Source organism: Roseibium sp., from assembly GCF_965276855.1.
In the GTDB taxonomy this organism is placed as follows: Bacteria; Pseudomonadota; Alphaproteobacteria; order Rhizobiales; family Stappiaceae; genus Roseibium.
Genome location: NZ_OZ255700.1, coordinates 2,312,129 through 2,333,662, shown reverse-complemented (window position 1 = coordinate 2,333,662; position 21,534 = coordinate 2,312,129). Strand labels below are relative to the sequence as shown.

Below are 21,534 nucleotides of genomic sequence, written 5' to 3'. Positions count from 1 at the left end.
TGATCTGCTTTATTGCAGGAATCGCAGTGACGGCGCACGTGGGATACACGGTGCGCAGTGAAATCATGTCGCAAAACAAGCGCGAAGCCGTCGCCAGTCTTTCGGAAGTCCGCGCCAAGCTGGAAGGGGAATTCGGCCGGACTGTTGCCTACGGTATTGGACTGCGCGCCAACGTCGTTGAATCTGCAAATGAGCCTTTTGATGCCCGTAGATATGATGCCGTTGCGGCCGATTTGATTGATGGCAACCCGGTGATCAGGTCGATAGGGCTTGCTCCGGACAACATTCTCCAGGCGGTCTACCCCCTCCAGCCCAACCAGTCGGCCATCGGGTTGAACTACCGGACGAATGCGAGCCAATGGCCGGCAATCAAAAAGGCCATGCTCTCACGTGAAATTGTGATTGCGGGACCCTTGGAACTGGTTCAGGGCGGTCGGGCACTTTTGGTCCGAATACCGGTTTTTCCGCCATCGCAGCCCGGGCAACCCATGGCAGAGCGACCATATTGGGGTGTGCTGTCTCTTGTGGTCGATCAGGCCGGCTTGATGCAAGCTGCCGGTATTGTGGACATGGTCAAGCAACTTCGGATCGGCATCATCGACAAGGCCGCTTCCACGCCAGAACAAGCGCATATATTCGGCAGTTTTGGCCTGATGGATATTGACAGCGTAAGTCTTCCTTTGAACCTGCCCGGTGGTTTGAAATGGGAAGTACTGGGCTATCCAGAAAACGGTTGGAACAGCAACGAACGCAGCATCTGGATCACCCAGCTCGTCGGAAGTCTGATCTCGCTCCTTTTCGGCGCCATGGCGTTCCTGCTGATCAGTGAGGTTTACAAGGTTCGCTCAATGGCCTTGCACGACCCGCTGACCGGGCTGGCTAACAGGCGGCTCCTGGAAGACCGGATGCTCCAATTGGCGGTCATGTCTGAGCGGACGGGGGCCGGCTTTGAAATTTTTTATGTCGACCTTGATGCCTTCAAGCCCGTTAACGACAGCTACGGCCATGCGGCCGGTGATCAGTTGCTGGTCGAAATTGGACACCGCCTGCAGCAGCAAACACGGCAGACAGATACGGTTGCCCGTGTGGGGGGTGATGAGTTCATCGTTTTGACTCCTGGAAACATGCGCCGCCTGGAACGGGAAGCTTTCCTGGAGCGCTTGGGGGAACGTCTTTCTGAGGTATTTGAGTTTTCAGGTGTACGCATTGGTGTGAGTGCCAGTATCGGCAGTGCAAGCTTTCCAAGCGATGCAGGCACCATTGACGATCTGCTCAGAGTTGCCGACAGCCGGATGTACAGCCAAAAGACCAAGGGGCGGAAAAAACCGGAAACCGTCTCCGGCAACGAACTTCCGCAAACCGGTTAAATTTCTGTCATGTCACGCTTAATGGGTGGTTTTTTGGCCACCGCTCCCTAAACTGTTTCCATACCGCGAACTGCGGCCCGGACAACAGCAACGGAGCAAGTGATGCGAGCCGCTTGGCGTGCAAACGAAAAACCAGCGGTGACGGCAATACTGACAGGAGTTTTGTTGCTGGTCGCTGCAATCGCCAATCCCGCAGTGGCGCAAGATCCTCAGTGGAAACATGCTGCGGCTTTGAATGGCACGCCGAAATATGGCCCTGACGCCGAACATTTTGACTATGTAAACCCTGATGCGCCGAAAGGCGGCACAGTGCGCCTCGCAGCCCGCGGTGGGTTCGACACGTTCAACTTCCTGCCGCCCAAAGGCCAACCTGCGCCGGGGATCCTGAACATTTACGAAAGCCTGATGGAACCGTCACTCGATGAAGACGACATCAGTGCGCAGTACGGTGTTCTGGCAGATGGCGTCAGATATCCGGACGACTATTCTTGGGTCGAATACCGAATGAACCCGAACGCCAGATGGCATGACGGGCAGCCGGTGACGGCCGAAGATGTCATCTGGTCGTTTGAGAAATCAATCGAACTCAATCCGCAACGGAAGTTTTACTACAAGAACGTCACCGATGCCGAAATCGTTGACGGCAATATCGTTCGGTTCACGTTCGACACATCCGGCAACCGGGAACTTCCCAAGATCATGGGACAGCTCACGATTCTGCCAAAGCATTGGTGGGAAGGAACCAATGACAAGGGCGAGCCTCGGGATCTCTCCAAGAGCTCGCTGGAGCCGCCCCTGGGATCCGGTCAATACCGGATCAAGGATTTTTCGGCCAACCGGCAAGTGATCTACGAACGGGTCGACGATTATTGGGGTGGGGATTTGCCGATCCGGGCCGGAACAGGAAACTTTGACGAGATCCGGTACGTCATCTTTCTGGACGATGCGGTTCAGTTCGAAGGCTTCAAAGGTGATCAATACGATTTTCATACCGAACGCAGCTCTAGCCAATGGGCAAAGCGGTATGATTTTCCAGCACTCCGCGACGGGCGGGTCGTGCGAGAGATCTTTCCCGACCGATCCACCGGCGTGATGCAGGGATACTTCCTGAACCTCAGAAGAGACAAGTTCAAGAACCCCGATGTGCGCCAAGCGTTGAACTACGCCTATGATTTTGAAACGACCAACGAGATCATCTCTGCCAACCTTTTGAAACGCGTAAACTCCTATTTCTCCGGCACAGAACTGGCCTCTTCCGGTTTGCCGACCGGAAAGGAACTGGAAATTCTTGAAGAAGTTCGCGATCAGGTGCCGCCGGAAATCTTTACCGAAGAATTCAAGAACCCGGTCGGCGGTTCCCCGCAAAACGTCCGGGCGAATTTGCGTGAGGCCGTCAAGCTTCTGCGCGGTGCCGGTTACAAACTCGAAGGGCGCCAGATGGTCGACGAGGCAACCGGTGAGCAGCTCACAATCGAGTTCCTTTACCGCGATAAGGCCAGTGAGCGTTCTCTACTTCCCTACGCAAAAAATCTGGAGAGCATCGGCATCAACGCTGTCTTGCGGCTTGTGGATACGTCCCAGTTCATCAATCGGGTACGAGCGCGCGACTTCGATGCGACGACCTTGGCGATCGGGCAGTCCCTGTCACCGGGGAACGAGCAACGGGAGTATTGGGGGTCTGTTTCTGCCGACAATGCGAGCTCGGCCAACTACGGAGGCATCAAAAACCCGGCCATCGATCACCTGATCGACAAGGTGATCTTCGCAGAAGATCGTGAGACCCTTGTTGCTGCGACCCACGCCCTGGACCGTGTCCTGTTATGGAACCACTACGTGGTGCCGCAGTTCTACGTCGATGAGACCCGGACAGCGCGTTGGGACCGGTTCTCTCACCCTGAAAACATGCCGGAATACAGCACCGGGTTCCCGGAGATCTGGTGGTATGACGAAGAAAAGGCAGCAAAAACCGGAGCAGTACAATGACGAACCGTCAGGGGCCGGACCGACGGCAGGTCTTGAAGCTCTCCGCAGCAACGGCACTTGCGGCTGCATCCGGACCGCTTCTCTCACGCGCAGCATATGCAGCCGGTGAGAGCACAGGTGCGCGTCATGGCCTTTCGGTGTTTGGCGACCTGAAATATGGGCCGGACTTCACGCACTTTGACTACGTAAACCCGGACGCGCCAAAAGGCGGAACGTTCAATTTTCAAGCGCCGTACTGGTCCTTCAATCAGAATGTTCTGACTTACAACACCTTCAATTCTTTCATTTTGAAAGGGGATGCACCGCCGCGGATGGAGCTGTGTTTCGACACTCTCATGGTCAGGGCCTATGATGAACCGGATGCGGTTTATGGGCTCGTCGCAGAAAGTGTTGAGGTCTCCGAAGACGGCAACCGCTTCATCTTTAATTTGCGGGCTGAAGCAAAGTTTCATGATGGCTCAAAGCTGACAGCCGAAGACGTTGCCTTCTCCATGCTGCTTCTCAAAGAGCACGGCCATCCGAACATCAGTCAGCCGATGCGGGTTCTGACCGATGCGGAAGTTCTCGACGACCATCGCGTTGCTCTGCAGTTTGACGGCACACAGTCCCGCAATTATCCGCTCGGTGTCGCCGCCGGTTACCCGATCTTTTCAAAACGCTACTACACGGCCTATGACTTTGAGCAGAGTACGCTGACCCCGCCGCTGTCGTCGGGCCCTTATAAGGTTGGCAAACACGCTGTCGGGCGTTTTGTCGAATACCATAAGGTCGATGACTATTGGGCCAATGACCTTCCCGTGCTGCGCGGACAGAAAAACTTCCAGATCGTGCGAGTGGAGTTCTTCCGAGAGCGCCAGGTTGCTTTTGAGGCCTTTAAAAAAGGAACCGTCCGCTACCGCGAGGAATTTTCGTCAAAGAACTGGGCGACCGAATACAATTTCCCGGCGGTCGAAGATGGCAGGGTGGTGACAAAGGTCTTTCCGGACGGCCGTCCCTCCGGCGCGCAAGGTTGGTTTCTCAACACGCGCCGCGAAAAGTTCAAGGACCCGCGTGTGCGCGAAGCCCTTGGCTACGCGTTTGACTTCGAATGGTCCAACAAGAACCTCTTTTACGATCTTTATCAAAGAACGCAGTCGTACTTCGAAAACTCGGAGATGAAGGCCGAAGGCGTGCCCCAGGGCGCGGAGCTGGCTTTGTTGGAGCCTTACCGGGATCAGCTGCCGGAAGCTGTCTTTGGGGAGCCCGTGACGCCGCCGGTCAGCGATGGGTCGGGTTTTGACCGTGGACTGCTGCGCCGGGCCAATGAGCTTTTGCGGGAGGCAGGATATACGCGCGACGGATCAAACCTTGTCGGACCAGATGGCAAACCGTTCACCATTGAATTTTTGAACAACACAACGGCGTTTGAACGGATCGTCAATCCATTCATCAAGAACCTGAAGCGGCTTGGGGTTGACGCAACTTTCCGGGTCGTGGACGGAGCCCAGTATCAGGCCCGCTTGAACGAGTTCGACTTCGACATAGCCAGCCGCCGGTTTGCCTTCAGTGCCACATTGTCTGATCCGATTCGGGAGTACTGGACCACCCGCTCAGCCAGTGTGCCGGGAAGCAGTAATCTTGCCGGCATTTCCGATCCCGTGATTGATGCCTTGACCGACAAAGTCCTGGCTGCGCAGTCCAAGGAGGAAATGGTCACCGCAGCCCGAGCAATCGACCGTGTCTTGCGTGCCGGTTACTATTGGATCCCGCAATGGTACAAGAACACCCACTCGGTTGCCATCTGGGACATGTTCGGTTTTCCGCCGGAACCGCCAAAGTATTTCTTCCCCGTGGAAGATCTTTGGTGGATAGATCCGGAAAAAGCCAAAATCATCGAAGATGCCGGTTAGAAAATAACAGACACTCTCTGAGCTCGGTTTTCGAGCTGAGATGCAAAGGGATAAAAAGACCCCTATGGGCGCTTATATTCTCCGCCGTTTGTTGCTCATGATCCCGACCCTTGTCGGGATCATGGCAATCAATTTTTTCATCATCCAGTTTGCACCCGGTGGTCCGGTTGAACGCGTCATTGCGCAGATCTCTGGCACGGATGTCGATGCGACATCGCGCATCAGCGGTGGCGGCAGCGATATGGGAAACATCGGCAATGAATCGTCCGGCGCAAGCGCAGGCGGTGGCGACAGTGTGACGTCCAAGTATCGCGGCGCTCAGGGGCTGGATCCGGAATTCATTAAGGAGCTGGAAGCGCAATTCGGCTTCGACAAGCCGCCGCTGGAACGGTTCTTGAACATGCTCTGGAATTATGCGCGGTTTGATTTCGGCGAGAGTTACTTCCGGGACATTCGCATCCTCGACCTGATCGCCGAAAAACTGCCCGTGTCGATCTCGCTCGGTCTGTGGATGACGCTGATTTCCTATGCGGTCTCGATCCCGCTTGGCATCCGCAAGGCAGTCAGCGACGGCTCGCGCTTTGATGTTTGGACCTCCGGGGTGATTGTGGTCGCCTATGCAATCCCCGGGTTCTTGTTTGCTGTCCTCTTGATCGTCCTCTTCGCCGGTGGGTCCTTCTGGGACATCTTCCCGCTGAGGGGATTGGTGTCCGACAATTGGGAGAGCCTGTCCTGGCCGGAACGGATCCTTGATTATTTCTGGCACCTGGCCTTGCCACTGACAGCCATGGTTCTGTCGGCTTTTGCGACAACGACGCTGCTCACCAAAAATTCCTTCCTGGATGAGATCCGCAAGCAATATGTGATTACCGCGCGCGCAAAAGGGTTGACGGAAAGCCAGGTTCTTTACGGCCATGTGTTCCGGAACGCGATGCTGATCGTGGTTGCTGGTTTCCCCGGCGCTTTCATCTCGTCCTTCTTTGCCGGTTCCCTGTTGATCGAGACGATCTTCTCGTTGGATGGTCTCGGGCTGCTCGGTTTTGAATCCATCATCAATCGCGATTACGCGGTGGTCTTTGCAACGCTGTACATTTTCTCGCTGATGGGTCTTCTGGTGAACCTCATCTCTGACCTCACCTACACCTGGATCGATCCACGGATCGATTTTGAAAGCCGGGAGGTGTGAGGCAATGGACAGTCGTCTGAACAAGGACCTCGAAAACGCCGGCTACGATGTGTTGAACCCGCTGACGGAGGAAACGGCACCACCGCCCAAAAAGATGAGGCTATCGCCGATCAACCAGCGGCGCCTCGCCAACTTCAAGGCCAATCGCCGGGGTTACTGGTCGCTCTGGATTTTTCTGGTACTGTTTGTGCTCGCCATGGGCGCCGAGTTCCTGACCAACGACCGGCCAATCCTCGTCTCCTACAACGGCGAGATACTGGCGCCGGTCTTTGTCGATTACCCGGAAGAAAAGTTTGGCGGCTTTCTGGCGATAACCGACTATCGGGATCCGTTCATCCAGGAAGAGATCGAGGCGAACGGCTGGATGCTCTGGCCGCCGGTGCGGTACTCCTACCGGACTGTGAACCATGAAATCCCAGTGCCGGCTCCGGCACCGCCATCGTGGATGCTGGATAAGGAAGAGCGCTGTCAGCGCTACCCGCTGGGTGCGGACGATCCAAACTGCGTCATGGGCAACTGGAACTGGCTCGGCACGGATGATCAAGGCCGCGATGTCCTCGCCCGTCTTGTCTACGGCTTCCGCATCTCGGTCCTGTTTGGTCTTGCCCTGACACTGGCATCCTCGGTGATCGGCATCGCGGCCGGAGCCGTGCAGGGCTATTATGGCGGCTGGGTGGACCTTATCTTCCAGCGCTTTATTGAGATCTGGACGGCCATTCCGACGCTGTATCTCATCCTGATTGTGTCCTCGGTTCTCATTCCGGGGTTCTGGACACTCTTCACAATCCTGCTCGCTTTCTCCTGGGTTGCACTGGTGGGCGTCGTGCGCGCAGAGTTTCTGCGTGGTCGGAACTTTGAATACATCTCGGCGGCGCGCGCGCTGGGCGTGTCCAACGGCGTGATTATGTGGCGGCACCTGTTGCCGAATGCGATGGTGGCCACTCTGACCTTCATGCCCTTCATCCTGAACGGATCCATCTCGACGTTGACGGCGCTGGACTTCCTCGGCTTTGGTCTGCCGCCAGGGTCTGCATCGCTTGGCGAACTGCTCGCGCAGGGCAAGAACAATCTTCAGGCGCCGTGGCTTGGCATCACCGGGTTCTCGGTGATCTCGTTGATGCTGAGTTTGTTGATTTTCATTGGCGAAGCCGTGCGCGATGCGTTCGATCCGCGCAAGAGCCTGGCATAGAGAGGCAGAGATGACCAAAGACACGCTCGTCTCCATTCAGGATCTCTCGGTTGCCTTCACGCAAGGCGGCAGGGAAACACTTGCAGTCGACCGGATTTCCTTTGACATCAACAAGGGGGAAACCGTTGCGCTGGTTGGCGAAAGTGGGTCCGGAAAATCGGTCTCGGCTTTGTCGGTTCTGAAACTACTGCCGTACCCGGCTGCCACTCACCCGACCGGCAAAATTCTCAAGGATGGCGTTGACCTCCTGCAGGCAAATCCGAATGAAATGCGCAAGGTGCGCGGCAACGAGATCTCGATGATCTTTCAGGAGCCGATGACCTCGCTCAACCCCCTGCATACGGTCGAGCGTCAGATCTCCGAAATTTTGAAAGTACATCGGGGCATGAGCGACACCCTGTCCCGCGCGCGGGTTCTGGAGCTTATGAATCAGGTCGGCATCCGGGATCCGGAATCCCGCCTTGGGTCTTATCCGCACCAGCTTTCTGGCGGGCAGCGGCAGCGTGTCATGATCGCGATGGCGCTTGCGAACGAACCGGACCTTTTGATCGCTGACGAACCGACAACCGCGCTCGACGTGACCGTGCAAGCGCAGATCCTGGAACTTTTGAAGGATCTGCAGCGCCAGCAGGGCATGGCCATGCTGTTCATCACCCATGACCTCGGCATCGTGCGCAAGTTTGCGGACCGGGTCTGCGTTATGACCGGCGGAAAGATCGTTGAGCAGGGCCCCGTCGCCGAGATTTTCGACAATCCGCAACACGATTACACCAAGCATCTTCTGGCCGCAGAGCCGAAGGGCAACCCGCCGGAAACGGACAAGACCAAGCCGATCGTCGTGCAGGCTGACGACCTGAAGGTCTGGTTCCCGATCAAGCGCGGGTTCTTGCGCCGGACCGTTGACCATGTAAAGGCCGTTGACGGCATTGATGTTACCGTACGCGAGGGACAAACGCTCGGGATCGTGGGCGAGAGTGGGTCAGGTAAGACCACACTTGGGCTTGCGATCTTGAGAATGATTTCCTCCACCGGCCGCATCGCCTTCAATGGTCAGGACATTCAGGAAAACTCCTGGAAGGAAATGCGGCCTTTGCGCCGCGACATGCAGATCGTGTTTCAGGACCCTTTTGGGGCGCTCTCCCCGCGTATGTCTGTTGCAGACATTGTTGGAGAGGGTCTTCAGGTGCACTTCCCGGGCATCTCTTCAGAAGAGCGGGACCGTAAAGTTGCTGGCGCGTTGGAAGAGGTTGGCCTTGATGCCTCCACGCGTCACCGCTACCCGCATGAGTTCTCAGGTGGTCAGCGCCAGCGCATCTCAATTGCCCGGGCAATGGTGCTAGAGCCAAAGTTTGTTATGCTGGACGAACCGACGTCAGCACTGGATATGAGTGTTCAGGCGCAGGTGGTCGATCTCTTGCGGGACCTGCAAAAGGCGCATGGATTGGCATACCTCTTCATATCTCATGACTTGAAAGTGGTGCGGGCCCTCGCCAACGAAGTTGTCGTCATGCGGCAGGGCAAGGTGGTGGAATCCGGCCCGGCTGAAAAGATCTTCGACGCGCCGGAAACCGATTACACAAAAGCGCTTATGGCAGCAGCATTCCGGCTGGAGACGGCACCGGAAGGTGTCGTCAGTGTCTGATCTTTTGACACCGCTTTGGTCAGTGGGATGACCACGCGCATCGCCGCTATTGAATTGAACGTCGCTGATCCGGCGAGACTGGCAGGTTTTTATTGCCGGACTTTGGGTATGATCCGATCTGACCGGGATGGCCATGTTGCTGTTGGTTATGGGGCCGATGGTGCTGTTCTTCTGCTGAAACAATCAAACGGCTCAGACCGATATCGGCACGAACGCTCCGACCGCTACTGGAAAATCGGGGTGACATTGCCGGACCTTGACTGCGCACATGCCGTTTTGGCCGCACAAGGCGTTTCCGCATCTGCACCGCATCAATTCCGTGATGTCGGCTATCTAAGCCATCTTGAAGATCCGGAAGGCCATATCATCGAGTTGCTTCAGCACACTTTTGAGGGTGTCCCGAAAACAGAAACGGGGGATTTGGAACGCCCGCTCGGCGGCGGTGCGGAGATTGGGTTGGTCACGCTTCGGTCCAGCGACATTGAGGCAGACCTTGCGCAGTGTGAGGAAGAGTTTGGCCTACGTTACCTGGTCCGCGAACAGCTGCCGGAACTCGGATTCGATCTCTATTTTCTGGGAAAACAGAACGAGACAGCGCCGGACCCAAATCCGGATGCGCTGATCAACCGTCCGTGGATCTACCAGCGCCATCATACCGTGCTTGAATTTCAGCACATCCGAAATAGCGTCGACGTCCAGTGGCCGATGCCCGCGCAAAAGGGATACGCTGGTATCAAAGTGGAAGGCGATGGCTCTCCAGATCAAGGCTTTGTCTAAAAGACAGACACCCTTTCGAAGGGCAGTTCTCAAACCGCGTCCGGACAGCGCTCCAGACCGTTTTCCCCGCCGATCTCCGCCATCTGCTCTTCCAGATCGAAATTGCGAACGAGAGTTATAAACCCGCCCAATTCCGCAGCCTTCAAGAAGGTGCTGACACGGATTTCAGAGGGCTTTTCATCGGCCAGAAGACAGCCAGTCACACCGATACTCAAGCTGCCCTCAACTTTCTCCCGGTCGCTTTTGGACATAGAGGCCATGTGCTTTTGAAAACTGCGGAAGAACGGCACGTTTTCCTCCGGAATCTGATAGATTTCCAGGCGATAACCTGTCTGCAGTTCCTGCGATAATTCAGCCTTGTCCGCCTTGGATTCTGTTTCCTCAAAGGCAAGCTTTTCTTCCATCAAGACAGTGCCATCTGCCTTGCGTTTGATCGTCAGGGCCATGGTCGCCCCATCTTCGGGAATACGGATTGCATCCGGGTATTTAACCGCCAGCCGCAAGGCACCCGGGTCCGTTTCCAGCATGTCGAATTGGCTGAGCTTTGCAAGGGTTGCCAGAGGAACGTGGCCACACGCCGACATCAAACTGCCAAGCAGGAGGACTAGAACCAGCTTGGCAATTCCCGATAGAGCGGGCGTTTTGTGAGCAAACATCAGTATCTCCCGAAAAATCGGGATGATGATTATCGCAAAACAATAAGAAATAAAATCGAAAAATTAATTTAGGTGCGAATTACCCTACCCAGCAGGTCGCAAAGAAACCATTCTTCTCCTGATCTTTACCGATGGAGCGGCGGGTCTTGAAACCGATGAGACCATCGGCACCGCCGACGTCATGCCCATCGCCTTCAAGGCGCAATTGAAGATTGCGCACAGCACCTCGGGTGGTGTCCTTCATTGGTTTCCAATCGCCCACAAAGCTCTTGTTCGAGCCATACCGGTCTGCAAGGTGACCGACGAACAGCGCGTAGGTGTCGCTCTCGTTGTATTCCTTGATAACATAGAAGTTTTCAGTGGCAATGAAAGCCGGACCATAGCGGCCGGCCGGCAGCAAGATGTTACCCGGTTGGTTGATCTCGTGATTTGGGAACGGACGTCCACTGACCCGTGTGACGCCTTCAGCTACAAATCTTGAGATCGGTTGCCGGTTGTCCGGTCCTTCGCGGGTGCAGGAGACCGTATTCGGCAAGCGGACCTCATAGCCCCAGTCCCGGCCGCTTACCCAGCCATGTTTGGCCAGGTAGTTTGCGATTGACGCCATTGTATCCACTTCCGACGTCCAGATGTTTCGCCGTCCATCGCCGTCAAAGTCGACGGCATATTTCAGATACGATGAAGGCAAAAACTGGGGTTGTCCCATGGCGCCACCCCAGGAACTGCGCAAGGTTTTTCTGGAAACGTCGCCGGTTTGCAGGATTTGCAAGGCAGCAATCAATTCGCCTTTGAAGAAATCAGCCCGCTGACCCATGAAGGCCCGGGTTGCCAGAACACGAACGGCATCATGTGGGATCTTGGCGCCGCCATAGCCAGATTCTCTGGCCCAGATCGCAAGTATGATCCGTTTCGGAACACCATAACGCGCTTCTATTTTTTGAAGAGTTGACGCGTGCTTTTGCATAAGCCGGCGGCCGCCGGGCACGAGTGCATTGAACTGATTGTCGCGGAAATAGCGCGCAGGCGAGCGGAACTCAGCCTGGAAATTGACCTTGGGAGGAGCACCCTTGCCGCCCGGACCAACGAGGCCCGGCAGCGATGTATCTGGTGTCAGGCCCCTCAGTTCCCTGTCCAAGGTTGCTTGTGAGACGCCCGCTTGTCTTGCCGCTGGGGCAACGGCCGAAGCCATGAACTGACGGAATTGCTGGTCGTACTGGCCGGCGAGTGCCAGACCTGATGGTAAGATTGAAAGGCTGAGGGCGAGCGTGGCAAGGCGCAGCGCTTTGGCAAACACGGCTTAGTCTCCATACATCGGGAGTACAGAGACTATCACGAAGACAAGCGTCAACCGACAGCTGTTAGAGTTCTGTCCAAGCCAAACTTGAGCCAGACTGCGATGTCAGCCAGTCCTTATCAAACCGGTACCAGCTGCCGCCACGCTTCTGATCATGTGCCCGTGAGATAGGTGCGCCCATTAGGTGGCACATCAACAGCGTGCCGACCGCGCCATGTCCGGTGAAGAGAACAGGATCTTCCTCTTTCACTGAGCGCAGAACGGCTCGGATGCCAGTGACAATGCGCATTTGTGCGTCAATCGCCCGCTCCCAGCCGCGGATGGATTCGTCTGGGTTGGCAAAAAACTGATCTGCGGTCCGCTCAAATTCTCCCCGGGCCAGATAACCAGTCGCGGACCGGTCATTTTCGTGAAGCGCCTTCAAGACCAGAGGCTTCAGCTCGAGGTGTCCTCCGACGATTTCGGCGGTTTCGACGGCCTTGACCTCGCCGCTGGAGACAATGCGCTGAAAGTCTTTGGCAAATGGCAGATCCGCGGCGAGGGCAGCGCGGTCGCGGCCAATTTCGGACAGCCGCCACTCCTGAATAGGGACATCCGGATCGATTTCGACTTCCGGATGGGTCAGATAAACACACCAAGTCATAAGGATGTCTCCTCTAGCCAGCCGGTAATGAGTTCATATGCGATGGAAATGGACGGCGGGATCATGTGCCCCTCCGGATGGGTGCCCTCAATCATTTGGCGGACCTCGTCGCGGCTGCACCACTTGCAGGCCTCGAGTTCGTCATCTTCGATGACAATGTCTGTCGACAACGCATCACCGATGCAGCCGAGCATCAAATTGGCCGGAAAAGGCCAGGGTTGGTTGGAAATCAAACGGACTTCTCCTACCTCAATGCAGGATTCTTCCAGCGTTTCCCGCCGCACAGCCTGTTCGATCGTTTCTCCCGGCTCCATAAACCCAGCAAGTGTCGTGTAGATCCCTTCCGGCAACCGGGGCGGGCGCCCCAACAGGGCCCGGTCTCCGTCTGTGATCAGCATGATGACGCAGGGATCTGTGCGCGGAAAATGATGGGCTCCGCAAGCGGGGCAATCGCGGCGGTATCCCCCTTCGCTCATGACCGTTTTTTCACCGCATTGCGAGCAATGCCGATGCGTTCGGTGCCAGTGGATCAGGGCGCGGGCTTGCGCCAACGCGCCGAGTTCTTCTGGAGGGAATGTCCGTTGGATGGCCAGCTGCCGTAGATCCTGCAGATGCAGGCTTGGCATCTCCGCCAATTCTTCATCCTGTTGGGCGAGTGTCGTCGCAAAAACGGCTCGGCCTGTTTCAGGCCGCAATCCCAAGAAGACCATTTCTTCGCGCGACGCTTTTAAGGTCAAAGCATCTTTGAGCGTGTGTCCGAACTGCGGAGGGGGCCCAGCCGGAAAGACCAGCGTCCGCGGCGTCGACAAAATAATTTCAGTATCCGGTCTATCCAGGAGCCCGCTTAAGTAGGCGCGGTCGCCGCGACGCGTTGACTGGCGGTCGAGTGTGTTCCCGAGAAAACTCATTTCCATCGCTGGCAAGTCGGCATCAGGCGCACGCATCAAGTAATCCTTGGAATTGGGAAAGTTTTGTAAGGGGCCGGGTCAGTCGAAATCGGTTTCCGCTGCAAAACTGTCCCGCAGGCGGTTTATCAAGTGTTCATCCGCAGCGTCTTCGTAAGGTTTGGGGGAAACTACCCCCCAAATCGGCCCGGGCCAAGCCGCGTCATCTCGGAAGCGGGCAATGACGTGAACATGGAGTTGAGAGACCTGGTTACCGAGAGCGCCAACGTTCAGTTTCTCGCATTCACTTGCCGAGCGCAAAACTCGGCTGGCCAGCGCAATTTCCCGCATCAGCTGAAGCTGGTCATATTCTTCCAAATCGATGATCTCAACCAGATCCGGCTTGCGCGGCACCAACAGCAGCCACGGATAATTGGCGTCCTTCATCAGCCGAACAGTTGATAACGGCAAATCCAGAACTGGGAGACTGTCTCCTTCAAGGCGCGGATTGAGATCGAAAAAGGTCATAAGGTCAAACCGATACAGATAAAGGCCATCGGGGCGCGAAGAGACTGAATTAGAATTTGTTATCTCACCATACGTCCAGTGCAGATGCGAAAGAAACCTCTTTTCACGCGGGAGCCACATGGCGCTACAAAAATCATAGCTGGCGATATTTCCCTCAAATGTCAATCTTGGATGGCGTCACAAGATAATGAGGTGGAGTGTCTGCGAACTGCTGGCACTTTTCCGGCGAAGAAAAACCCGGATTTGCCTCTTGCCAACCACCCCATGAGTCCTGATATAACGCGCTCGGGAGGTTGGTGGTGGACGAGCCACTCGCCAACCGGGTCAGGTCCGGAAGGAAGCAGCCCTAACGAGCCTCGGCACGGGTCGCCGTGCCAGCCTCCCACCCTTCAGTGTAAGGATAATCATAAGGCACCGCTAGATTTCCGCGGTGCTTTTTTGATTTTCGGGCCGCTCCCGGGAAGTGCCTGTTGGCCATTCCAAGAAAACCGATAAAACCCTGTCCACCTTTTGAAAAAAATCGGTATGGTGCGGCTCATGGATGACACTGGCTTTCCGCAAGACGAAACTGAGACCGGCCTTGGGCTGACCGGCGGGACAGGAACAGCGCCCGGGGCGGCCGAGGGCGGCGCTTACCGTGTATTGGCGCGCAAATACCGCCCGAAAACCTTTGAAGATTTGGTGGGGCAGGAGCCCATGGTTCAAACGCTTGAAAATGCGTTTGATACCGGCCGGATCGCGCAAGCCTGGATGCTAACCGGTGTGCGCGGGGTTGGCAAAACCACGACCGCCCGCATTCTCGCCCGAGGCCTCAACTATGAGGTCCCTGGCGAAGCGGACAAGCCGACCGTGAAACTCACGCAGGAAGGCACGCACTGCAAGGCCATCATGGAAGGCCGCCATGTCGATGTGATCGAGATGGACGCTGCCTCACACACCGGCATTAATGACATTCGCGAGATCATCGATGCAGCCCGCTACCGTCCGGCAACGGCGCGGTACAAGGTTTACATTATCGATGAGGTGCACATGCTCTCCAACGCGGCCTTCAACGGGCTATTGAAGACGCTGGAAGAGCCGCCCGAGCATGTGAAGTTCATTTTTGCGACGACAGAAATCCGGAAAGTCCCGATCACGGTCCTGTCGCGCTGTCAGCGCTTTGACTTGCGCCGGATCGACCAATCCAAGCTGATTGGCTTGCTGCGGCGGATCTCCGATGCCGAGGGCATTCAGATCTCCGATGAGGCCCTGATGCTGATCGCACGGGCAGGGGAGGGTTCGGCGCGCGATTCGCTGTCCCTGCTCGATCAAGCGATGGCCCATGGCTCCGGCGCTATCGAAGCTGACGATTTGCGCCAGATGCTCGGACTTGCGGACCGCGCGCGGGTGATTGATCTCTTCGGCCACCTTATGGCCGGCCGGATCGAGGACGCACTAGCCGAGCTGCAGGCGCAATATGAAATTGGTGCGGATCCGGCGATCATTCTGACAGATCTTGCCGATTTCACACACCTCGTGACACGTATGAAGGTCGCGCCGAAATCGGCTGACGAGGCCTCGGTGACGGAAGCTGAGCGCGCTCGAGGCCAAGAGTTTGCCGAGAAGATCTCAGTCCGGCTTCTGTCACGCGTTTGGCAGATCCTGCTAAAAGGCGTTCAGGAAGTTCAGGCCGCCTCCAAGCCATTGGCCGCGGCCGACATGGTGCTGGTGCGCCTTGCCTATGCGGCAGATCTGCCGGATCCGGGCGAACTGATGGCGCAGATCCAGAATGGCCAGATGCCGGCATCCGGCGGGGCGCCGGCAGGTGCTTCTGGCGGTGGTGCAGCTCCGTCCGGAGGCGGTGGACAGGCAATGGCTGTTGGCGCGCGGGCGATGCCACAAGGCACCCCACAAGGTGGCCCGGTCATGCAGGCGTCTGGTCGACCGCAGCTCTCTGCCATCCAGGGTGGGATACCGCAAACAGCGCCTGCACAACAGAAAACGCCGCAGAGTGCACCGGACCCGGAGCCCGCTCAGCCGCAATCTGCTTACAATCTAAAAAATCTGCATGACTGTGTCGCCTTGGCCTCGGAAAAGCGCGACATTCCAATGAAGGTGGCGATCCAGCGCCAGATGCGGCTTGTGAAATTCGAGCCGGGCAAGATCGAGATCCAGCCGACAGATGATGCGCCTGCCGATATTGCCGGCGAATTCGGCCGCAAGCTGACCGAATGGACCGGCCAGCGCTGGTTTGTCGTTGTGTCCCGGACGCAGGGCCGTCCCACGATTCACGAAGAGCAGGAAGCCAACCAACTGCAGCTTCTGTCAGATGCCAAGTCCCATCCGACTGTCGCAGCGCTTTTGGCCCAGTTTCCAGGCGCCAAGGTGATCGATGTGAAAGTGCAGGCGTCGGAAGAAGATGAAGCCGCCATGGCCGACCCTCTGGTCAACGATCCCTTGCTGAATGAAGCGCTGGGCAACGACGACGAAGACTAGCCGATTGCCTTTCCAAGCGGCATGCTTGCGCCTTACTGATTGTTCTTCTAAACGCAGACCCCAAATAGTGAGAAACGGCGGTGACCGCCGGCCAGGTTTTCAAGGAGAGACCCGATGGACTTCCTCAAGATGATGAAGCAAGCCAAGGAAATGCAGGAGCAGATGGGCTCTTTGCAAGGACAGATCGAGGACATCGAAGCGGAAGGTTCCTCCGGAGCTGGCCTGGTCACCGTGCGCCTCAATGGCAAAGGCGAGCTCAAAAGCCTCACAATCGACCCGTCTCTGATGAAAGAAGGCGAGGGTGAGATCCTCGAAGATCTGATCATTGCTGCGCACACTGACGGCCGGGTGAAGATCGATCAGGCAATTCAGGAAAAGACCCAGGAAATGATGGGCGGCCTCGGCCTTCCGGCCGGCATGAAATTGCCGTTCTAAGGTTTTTGAGAATGGGCCTAGCGCCGCGCTCTTGCCTATTCCGTCATCCCCGGGCCTGACCCGAGGATCCATGCCGTTATCTCTCCGCGCACACCTGAATTGCGGATAAGTCACGGAATGGATTGCCGGATCAGGTCCGGCAATGACGACGGTGGGTGTCGCCTCGATTTCAATAACATCGGATCGGAAAAACATGGCGCAGAAGCAGGTTGCGGGACCGGAAATTGAGCGGTTGATCCAGTTGCTGGCAAAGCTGCCGGGGTTGGGTCCGCGGTCGGCCCGCCGGGCCGCTTTGCACCTCATCAAGAAAAAGGACCAGTTGCTCGTCCCGTTGTCCGAGGCCATGGGCATTGCCGTGCGCGACATCGGCATCTGTTCGGTTTGCGGCACGGTCGACACGTCCGATCCTTGTACGATTTGTTCGGATGACAAGCGGGACCCGAGTGTTTTGGTGGTCGTTGAAGACGTATCTGATCTCTGGGCGCTGGAACGCGCAGGTGCCGTCAATGCCCGCTATCATGTGCTCGGCGGAACACTATCCCCGCTGGATGGCGTTGGCCCGGATGATCTGAACCTTGCCTCCCTGATCGACCGCTGTGGCGCGCCGGAAATCCAGGAAGTCATTCTTGCGATCAGCGCGACCGTCGAAGGCCAGACAACCGCCCATTACATCATGGACCAGCTCGGCCATCTGGATGTTCATGTCACCAAGCTGGCCCACGGCGTACCCGTCGGCGGTGAGCTCGATTATTTGGATGAGGGCACGCTCGCCCAAGCGCTGAAGGCCAGGACACGATTCTAGTTAAAATCAAAGATGGTTGGTATGGGTTTGAAGTGTAAATTTGGAGCGCCTCACTTTGGTTGGTTGCCAATTCAAATTACTATTGACGACTTTCAGCTTCAGACGAACATTTCCTGCATTCCTGAAAACTCCATAGACGTACTTATATCGACGATGTTGGGCGCTATGGATGGCGTGAAGGCAGAGGTGCAATTAAATGTAGAGTCTTCATTATATTATATTCAGTTTGCGCCACTTGAAGATGCTAAATATCTTCTACTTGTTGAGTATTCTGAAAGAGGCAGCTCTTCTACAATTGAGCGTGAATTACTATTAGAGGCGGCTGGGGATGAAAGCGAAATCATACTGCCGTTTTGGCGTGCATGTAGGCAGTTCGAGAGCATGACATACGAAGATGCGCATTGGCCAAGATGTAGCAATGATATGCTTACAGCTTTGAACGAGCGGATTAAGTCGAAATCCTCAGCCTGTTCAAAAATAACCCATTAAGTTCAAGTGCTACTGCTCAAACCGAAACAACCGGCAATAGCCGCCATTCGGGATCGAGAACAATTCCTCCGCCGCTGAAAAACCCGCTGCGCGACCGGCTGTAAGCCAGCCGTGTGCGGTCTCCGGAAAATCACAAGTCTCGATATGGGTCATCAGGCGTTCGAACTGTTCATCGGTGAGCGGCGGCGACCAATGCTCTCGGAATTGCTGTCTGTTTTGCCGGTTGAAGATTTCGAGGGATATGCCCTCCGGCAAGACAGGTTCGAAGGAGAAAAACACACCGTTGGAGCTCAGCGCAGAGCGGATGGCTGAGAAAACCTGCGTCTTTTCTTCACTGCTCTGGAAATGATGCAAACACAGCCCGCACCAGATCACGTCATATGAGCCCGGGTTTTCAGAGAGCGCGGTGAGTATATCCATCTGCTCCAGCCGTGCGTCAAAGGGCGCGTCTTCCATGTTTTTTGCGGCGATTGCCAGTGCCTGCGGCGACAAGTCAACACCGAGATAGTATTTGACGGCGGTTTTTCGAAGAGCACGGGACATGACATCCGCATCTCCGCAGGCAAGATCCAGAAACCGGAAGCCACCGGAAAACCGCGTCGTCATTTCTTGAACCAGGATCTCTGAAACTTCCTGATGAAAGAGTAGATTATTGTCGACCAACGTCCGGTAAATCTGCCAGTCGGTTTCGAAAATGGTTGCCGGATCCAGGTCTGTTGCGACAGGTGTTGCAGTTGGATTGTGCGCGTTGATCATTGGCGGAAAATCAATCTATGAGAGTTTTGTAAGAATTTGCATCCTCGGATATATTTTACGCAGGAGGAACGAAAGCAGCCTTGATCACCATATGAGAACTGAGGAATGATGACACGAACGCAGGTATCCCCGCTTGTTGCTCAAGGATTGTTGCTCATGTTCCCGAACGCAGCGTTGCAAGCATCGGCGCCAATCATGACCCGCAGGCTGTGTCTGAGGGCGCCGAAGCTTGAGGATGCGTTCGACATCGATCCGATCTACAATGATTTTGACGTCGCCCGCTGGATCAATGTCCCTCATCCGTGTCCGACCGGATTTGCCCTTGAGCGGTTTCAGCGGTTTCTGACCTTTCCGCCGCACGAACGCTGTTTCATCCTTTCGAAAAAATCAGACAAAAAACAAAAAGCCATTGGCCTCATTCTGGCGAACTGGGCGGATGGCGAAAAATCGCCGATCATCGGCTTCTTTCTGGCATCGAGATTTCACGGCAAGGGGTTCATGGGCGAAGCGCTGGATGCGGCCCTCAAGGAATTGTTTCAGCTGACCGGCGCCGAAGAGATTCGAGCATCTTTTTATGACGGCAACATCGCCTCGGACGTTCTGCTGAAGAAGAAGGGGTTTATGCCGGTTGGAACCAGTATGGACTTCAATCGCGCTACCGGTAAGACAGAGCAGCAGACGGATCTCATTCTTCCCCGAGCTGTTTTTGAGGCTAGGTGATCCTTTTCTGTGGCCACTTGCGCAGGGTCAGAACGGCACTTATGTCGAGGCGGTCGATCACAAACCCTTGAAGGCAAGAATGTTCCAGTCCGCCAGCCGTGCCATGTCCCAGGTGTTCGAGCGCCCGTTTCGCGCTGTTTTCTGGAAAATGCTTGGCTTTACGCTCGCCGTTCTCGTGGTCATTTGGATTGCGTTGCAAGGGTTGGTCGCCGGGTTCGTCGCGCTGCCCTATCCTTGGCTGGAAACGGCTCTGTCTGTTCTGACCGGCATCGGGGCTATTTTCGCGCTTGGGTTTCTGATTGCCCCGATTTCCGCGCTGTTTGCCGGTCTGTTTCAGGACGAGATCGCGGATATCGTGGAGGCACGAGATTATCCCGGAGACCGACCCGGCGAGGCTCTGCCGCTTTCCAAGTCAATCCCTCAGACGATCAAGTTCACTGGTGTTGTGATCCTTGGCAACCTCTTCGCGCTCGTGTTGCTTTTGGTGCCGGGGGTTAATCTCGTGGCGTTTTTCCTGGTGAATGGGTATCTGCTCGGCCGTGAGTTTTTCGAGTTCGCAGCCATGCGCTTCATGCCACCGGCGGAGGCGCGGGCGTTCAGAAAGGCGCGCGGGGGCACGGTCTTTTTGGGCGGGTTGGTCATTGCCGGGCTGTTGGCTGTTCCGATCCTGAACCTGGTGACACCGATCTTCGCCACCCTGTTCATGATGCATCTTTACAAGCGGCTTGCATCCAAGGCTGCGATCTGACCTAGTCTGCCCTCAAAACGAGGGCAACATGCAAGACCTGCTGACCACCATCGCGGACGCGGCGCTCAAGTCGGAAGACAAGGGACAGGTTGCGACCTACATCCCCGAGCTTGCCAAGATCGATCCCAACCAATTCGGAATATCGATTGCGCTGACCAACGGTGATGTTTTTTCCGCTGGCGATGCGCATGTCCCGTTTTCCATCCAGTCGGTGTCCAAGGTTTTCGCCCTGGCCCTTGCTCTTGGCCGGGTGGGGGATCAGCTCTGGCACCGGGTCGGACGTGAGCCGTCAGGTCTCTCCTTCAACTCTATTCTGCTCTTGGAGAAAGAGGAGGGTATCCCACGTAATCCGTTTATCAATGCCGGTGCGCTGGTTGCGACCGACACCTATCTTGCCGGGTCGTCCCCGCGAGAAGCTCTCGGCGAGTTGGTGCGCTTCATTCGTGCGGCAACGGATGACGACAGCATTCATATCAATGAGAGTGTCGCCCGCTCAGAACTTGCCACTGGGCATCGAAACTTTTCGCTCGCGCATTATCTGGCGTCATTCGGCAATCTGAGCGCATCGGTCGACAAGGTTTTGGGGACCTATTGCCACCAATGCGCTGTCGAAATGACATGCACGCAGCTCGCGCTTGCCGGCCGGTTTCTGCTAGAAGCGCCAGATATGCCTAAGCTGGTGTCGAGCGAACGGCGGCGGCGGATCAATGCGTTGATGATGACCTGCGGTCACTATGACGGATCGGGTGACTTTGCGTTCCGTGTGGGGCTGCCGGGAAAGAGTGGCGTTGGCGGCGGCATTTTGGTGATCGCTCCGGGGCGGGCGTCGATTGCGGTGTGGTCGCCGGGACTAAACAAATACGGCAACTCCAAGCTCGGGACGGAAGCAATGGAACGGATCGCGTATGAGACCGGTTGGTCCGTGTTCGGCGCGCCACAAGCTTGATCACGGAAGATGCAATGACGCAAACGGAAGGCGTTCCTTGCAGTGAGTCGTTTCTTGCTCTGACTGAAAAAATACTTCCCTGTCTGCGTCTCAAACGGTGCATATGCGCGGCAAACCGGCGCAAT

Annotated in this window: 20 protein-coding genes and 1 other RNA gene; 15 read left to right on the top strand and 6 right to left on the bottom strand. The window is 56.2% G+C overall.

Annotated elements, in window-relative coordinates; genetic code table 11:
* The first annotated feature begins 26 nt into the window (after positions 1-26).
* From ACQY4Z_RS10695 to ACQY4Z_RS10665, 7 genes are all read left to right on the top strand, one after another.
* Positions 27-1,367, top strand: coding sequence for a diguanylate cyclase domain-containing protein (locus ACQY4Z_RS10695; RefSeq protein ID WP_428529083.1), 1,341 nt, complete (start codon positions 27-29; stop codon positions 1,365-1,367).
* Between the two features lie 102 nt (positions 1,368-1,469).
* Positions 1,470-3,350 (top strand): extracellular solute-binding protein, encoded by a 1,881-nt coding sequence (locus ACQY4Z_RS10690; protein WP_428529081.1) that lies wholly within the window; start codon positions 1,470-1,472, stop codon positions 3,348-3,350.
* Positions 3,347-5,239 (top strand): extracellular solute-binding protein, encoded by a 1,893-nt coding sequence (locus tag ACQY4Z_RS10685; RefSeq protein ID WP_428529079.1) that lies wholly within the window; start codon positions 3,347-3,349, stop codon positions 5,237-5,239. Before ACQY4Z_RS10690 ends, ACQY4Z_RS10685 begins: the two co-directional genes overlap by 4 nt.
* A gap of 64 nt (positions 5,240-5,303) precedes the next feature.
* A complete protein-coding gene (locus tag ACQY4Z_RS10680) occupies positions 5,304-6,425 on the top strand; it encodes a microcin C ABC transporter permease YejB (protein ID WP_209172103.1) in 1,122 nt (373 codons plus the stop codon).
* Between the two features lie 94 nt (positions 6,426-6,519).
* Positions 6,520-7,614, top strand: coding sequence for an ABC transporter permease (locus tag ACQY4Z_RS10675; protein ID WP_428529513.1), 1,095 nt, complete (start codon positions 6,520-6,522; stop codon positions 7,612-7,614).
* A gap of 10 nt (positions 7,615-7,624) precedes the next feature.
* Positions 7,625-9,256 carry an ABC transporter ATP-binding protein gene (locus ACQY4Z_RS10670; RefSeq protein WP_428529077.1) on the top strand — a complete coding sequence of 544 codons (1,632 nt, stop codon included), beginning with the start codon at positions 7,625-7,627 and terminating at the stop codon, positions 9,254-9,256.
* A 27-nt stretch (positions 9,257-9,283) separates the two neighbouring features.
* Entirely contained in the window at positions 9,284-10,033 is a 750-nt protein-coding gene (locus ACQY4Z_RS10665) for a VOC family protein (RefSeq protein WP_428529075.1), read from the top strand.
* A 29-nt stretch (positions 10,034-10,062) separates the two neighbouring features.
* On the opposite strand, the gene ACQY4Z_RS10660 is transcribed toward ACQY4Z_RS10665, so the two are convergent.
* The 5 genes from ACQY4Z_RS10660 to ACQY4Z_RS10640 form a co-directional block, all read right to left on the bottom strand.
* Complete coding sequence (locus ACQY4Z_RS10660) at positions 10,063-10,689, bottom strand: hypothetical protein (protein WP_428529073.1); 627 nt, start codon at positions 10,687-10,689, stop codon at positions 10,063-10,065.
* A 79-nt stretch (positions 10,690-10,768) separates the two neighbouring features.
* On the bottom strand, positions 10,769-11,983 hold the full coding sequence (locus ACQY4Z_RS10655; protein WP_428529071.1) for a lytic murein transglycosylase: 1,215 nt from the start codon (positions 11,981-11,983) through the stop codon (positions 10,769-10,771).
* A 64-nt stretch (positions 11,984-12,047) separates the two neighbouring features.
* Entirely contained in the window at positions 12,048-12,626 is a 579-nt protein-coding gene (locus tag ACQY4Z_RS10650) for a histidine phosphatase family protein (protein ID WP_428529069.1), read from the bottom strand.
* Entirely contained in the window at positions 12,623-13,570 is a 948-nt protein-coding gene (gene nudC / locus ACQY4Z_RS10645; RefSeq protein ID WP_428529068.1) for an NAD(+) diphosphatase, read from the bottom strand. The genes ACQY4Z_RS10650 and nudC overlap by 4 nt, the downstream gene beginning before the upstream one ends.
* Before the next feature lie 42 nt (positions 13,571-13,612).
* Complete coding sequence (locus tag ACQY4Z_RS10640; protein WP_428529066.1) at positions 13,613-14,038, bottom strand: HIT domain-containing protein; 426 nt, start codon at positions 14,036-14,038, stop codon at positions 13,613-13,615.
* A gap of 288 nt (positions 14,039-14,326) precedes the next feature.
* Here ACQY4Z_RS10640 and ffs point away from each other — a divergent pair.
* The 5 genes from ffs (at position 14,327) to ACQY4Z_RS10615 (ending at position 18,239) form a co-directional block, all read left to right on the top strand.
* Positions 14,327-14,424: signal recognition particle sRNA small type (ffs, locus tag ACQY4Z_RS10635), an RNA gene on the top strand.
* 151 nt (positions 14,425-14,575) lie between these two features.
* Positions 14,576-16,513: a DNA polymerase III subunit gamma/tau gene (locus ACQY4Z_RS10630; protein ID WP_428529064.1), complete on the top strand. Its 1,938-nt coding sequence runs from the start codon at positions 14,576-14,578 to the stop codon at positions 16,511-16,513.
* Between the two features lie 114 nt (positions 16,514-16,627).
* Complete coding sequence (locus ACQY4Z_RS10625) at positions 16,628-16,948, top strand: YbaB/EbfC family nucleoid-associated protein (protein WP_133949239.1); 321 nt, start codon at positions 16,628-16,630, stop codon at positions 16,946-16,948.
* A 193-nt stretch (positions 16,949-17,141) separates the two neighbouring features.
* Positions 17,142-17,750 (top strand): recombination mediator RecR, encoded by a 609-nt coding sequence (gene recR, locus ACQY4Z_RS10620; protein ID WP_055672427.1) that lies wholly within the window; start codon positions 17,142-17,144, stop codon positions 17,748-17,750.
* Positions 17,751-17,771: 21 nt separating this feature from the next.
* Entirely contained in the window at positions 17,772-18,239 is a 468-nt protein-coding gene (locus ACQY4Z_RS10615) for a hypothetical protein (RefSeq protein WP_428529062.1), read from the top strand.
* Between the two features lie 9 nt (positions 18,240-18,248).
* Here ACQY4Z_RS10615 and ACQY4Z_RS10610 read toward each other — a convergent pair whose 3' ends face one another.
* Complete coding sequence (locus tag ACQY4Z_RS10610; RefSeq protein WP_428529060.1) at positions 18,249-18,995, bottom strand: class I SAM-dependent methyltransferase; 747 nt, start codon at positions 18,993-18,995, stop codon at positions 18,249-18,251.
* 105 nt (positions 18,996-19,100) lie between these two features.
* Here ACQY4Z_RS10610 and ACQY4Z_RS10605 point away from each other — a divergent pair, with 105 nt between their 5' ends.
* From ACQY4Z_RS10605 to ACQY4Z_RS10595, 3 genes are all read left to right on the top strand, one after another.
* Positions 19,101-19,715 carry a GNAT family N-acetyltransferase gene (locus ACQY4Z_RS10605; RefSeq protein WP_428529058.1) on the top strand — a complete coding sequence of 205 codons (615 nt, stop codon included), beginning with the start codon at positions 19,101-19,103 and terminating at the stop codon, positions 19,713-19,715.
* A 79-nt stretch (positions 19,716-19,794) separates the two neighbouring features.
* The gene (locus ACQY4Z_RS10600) at positions 19,795-20,463 is read left to right on the top strand and encodes a sulfate transporter family protein (RefSeq protein ID WP_428529056.1); all 669 of its coding nucleotides are present in this window, start codon (positions 19,795-19,797) and stop codon (positions 20,461-20,463) included.
* Positions 20,464-20,491: 28 nt separating this feature from the next.
* A complete protein-coding gene (locus tag ACQY4Z_RS10595) occupies positions 20,492-21,409 on the top strand; it encodes a glutaminase (RefSeq protein WP_428529054.1) in 918 nt (305 codons plus the stop codon).
* Positions 21,410-21,534 lie beyond the last annotated feature (125 nt).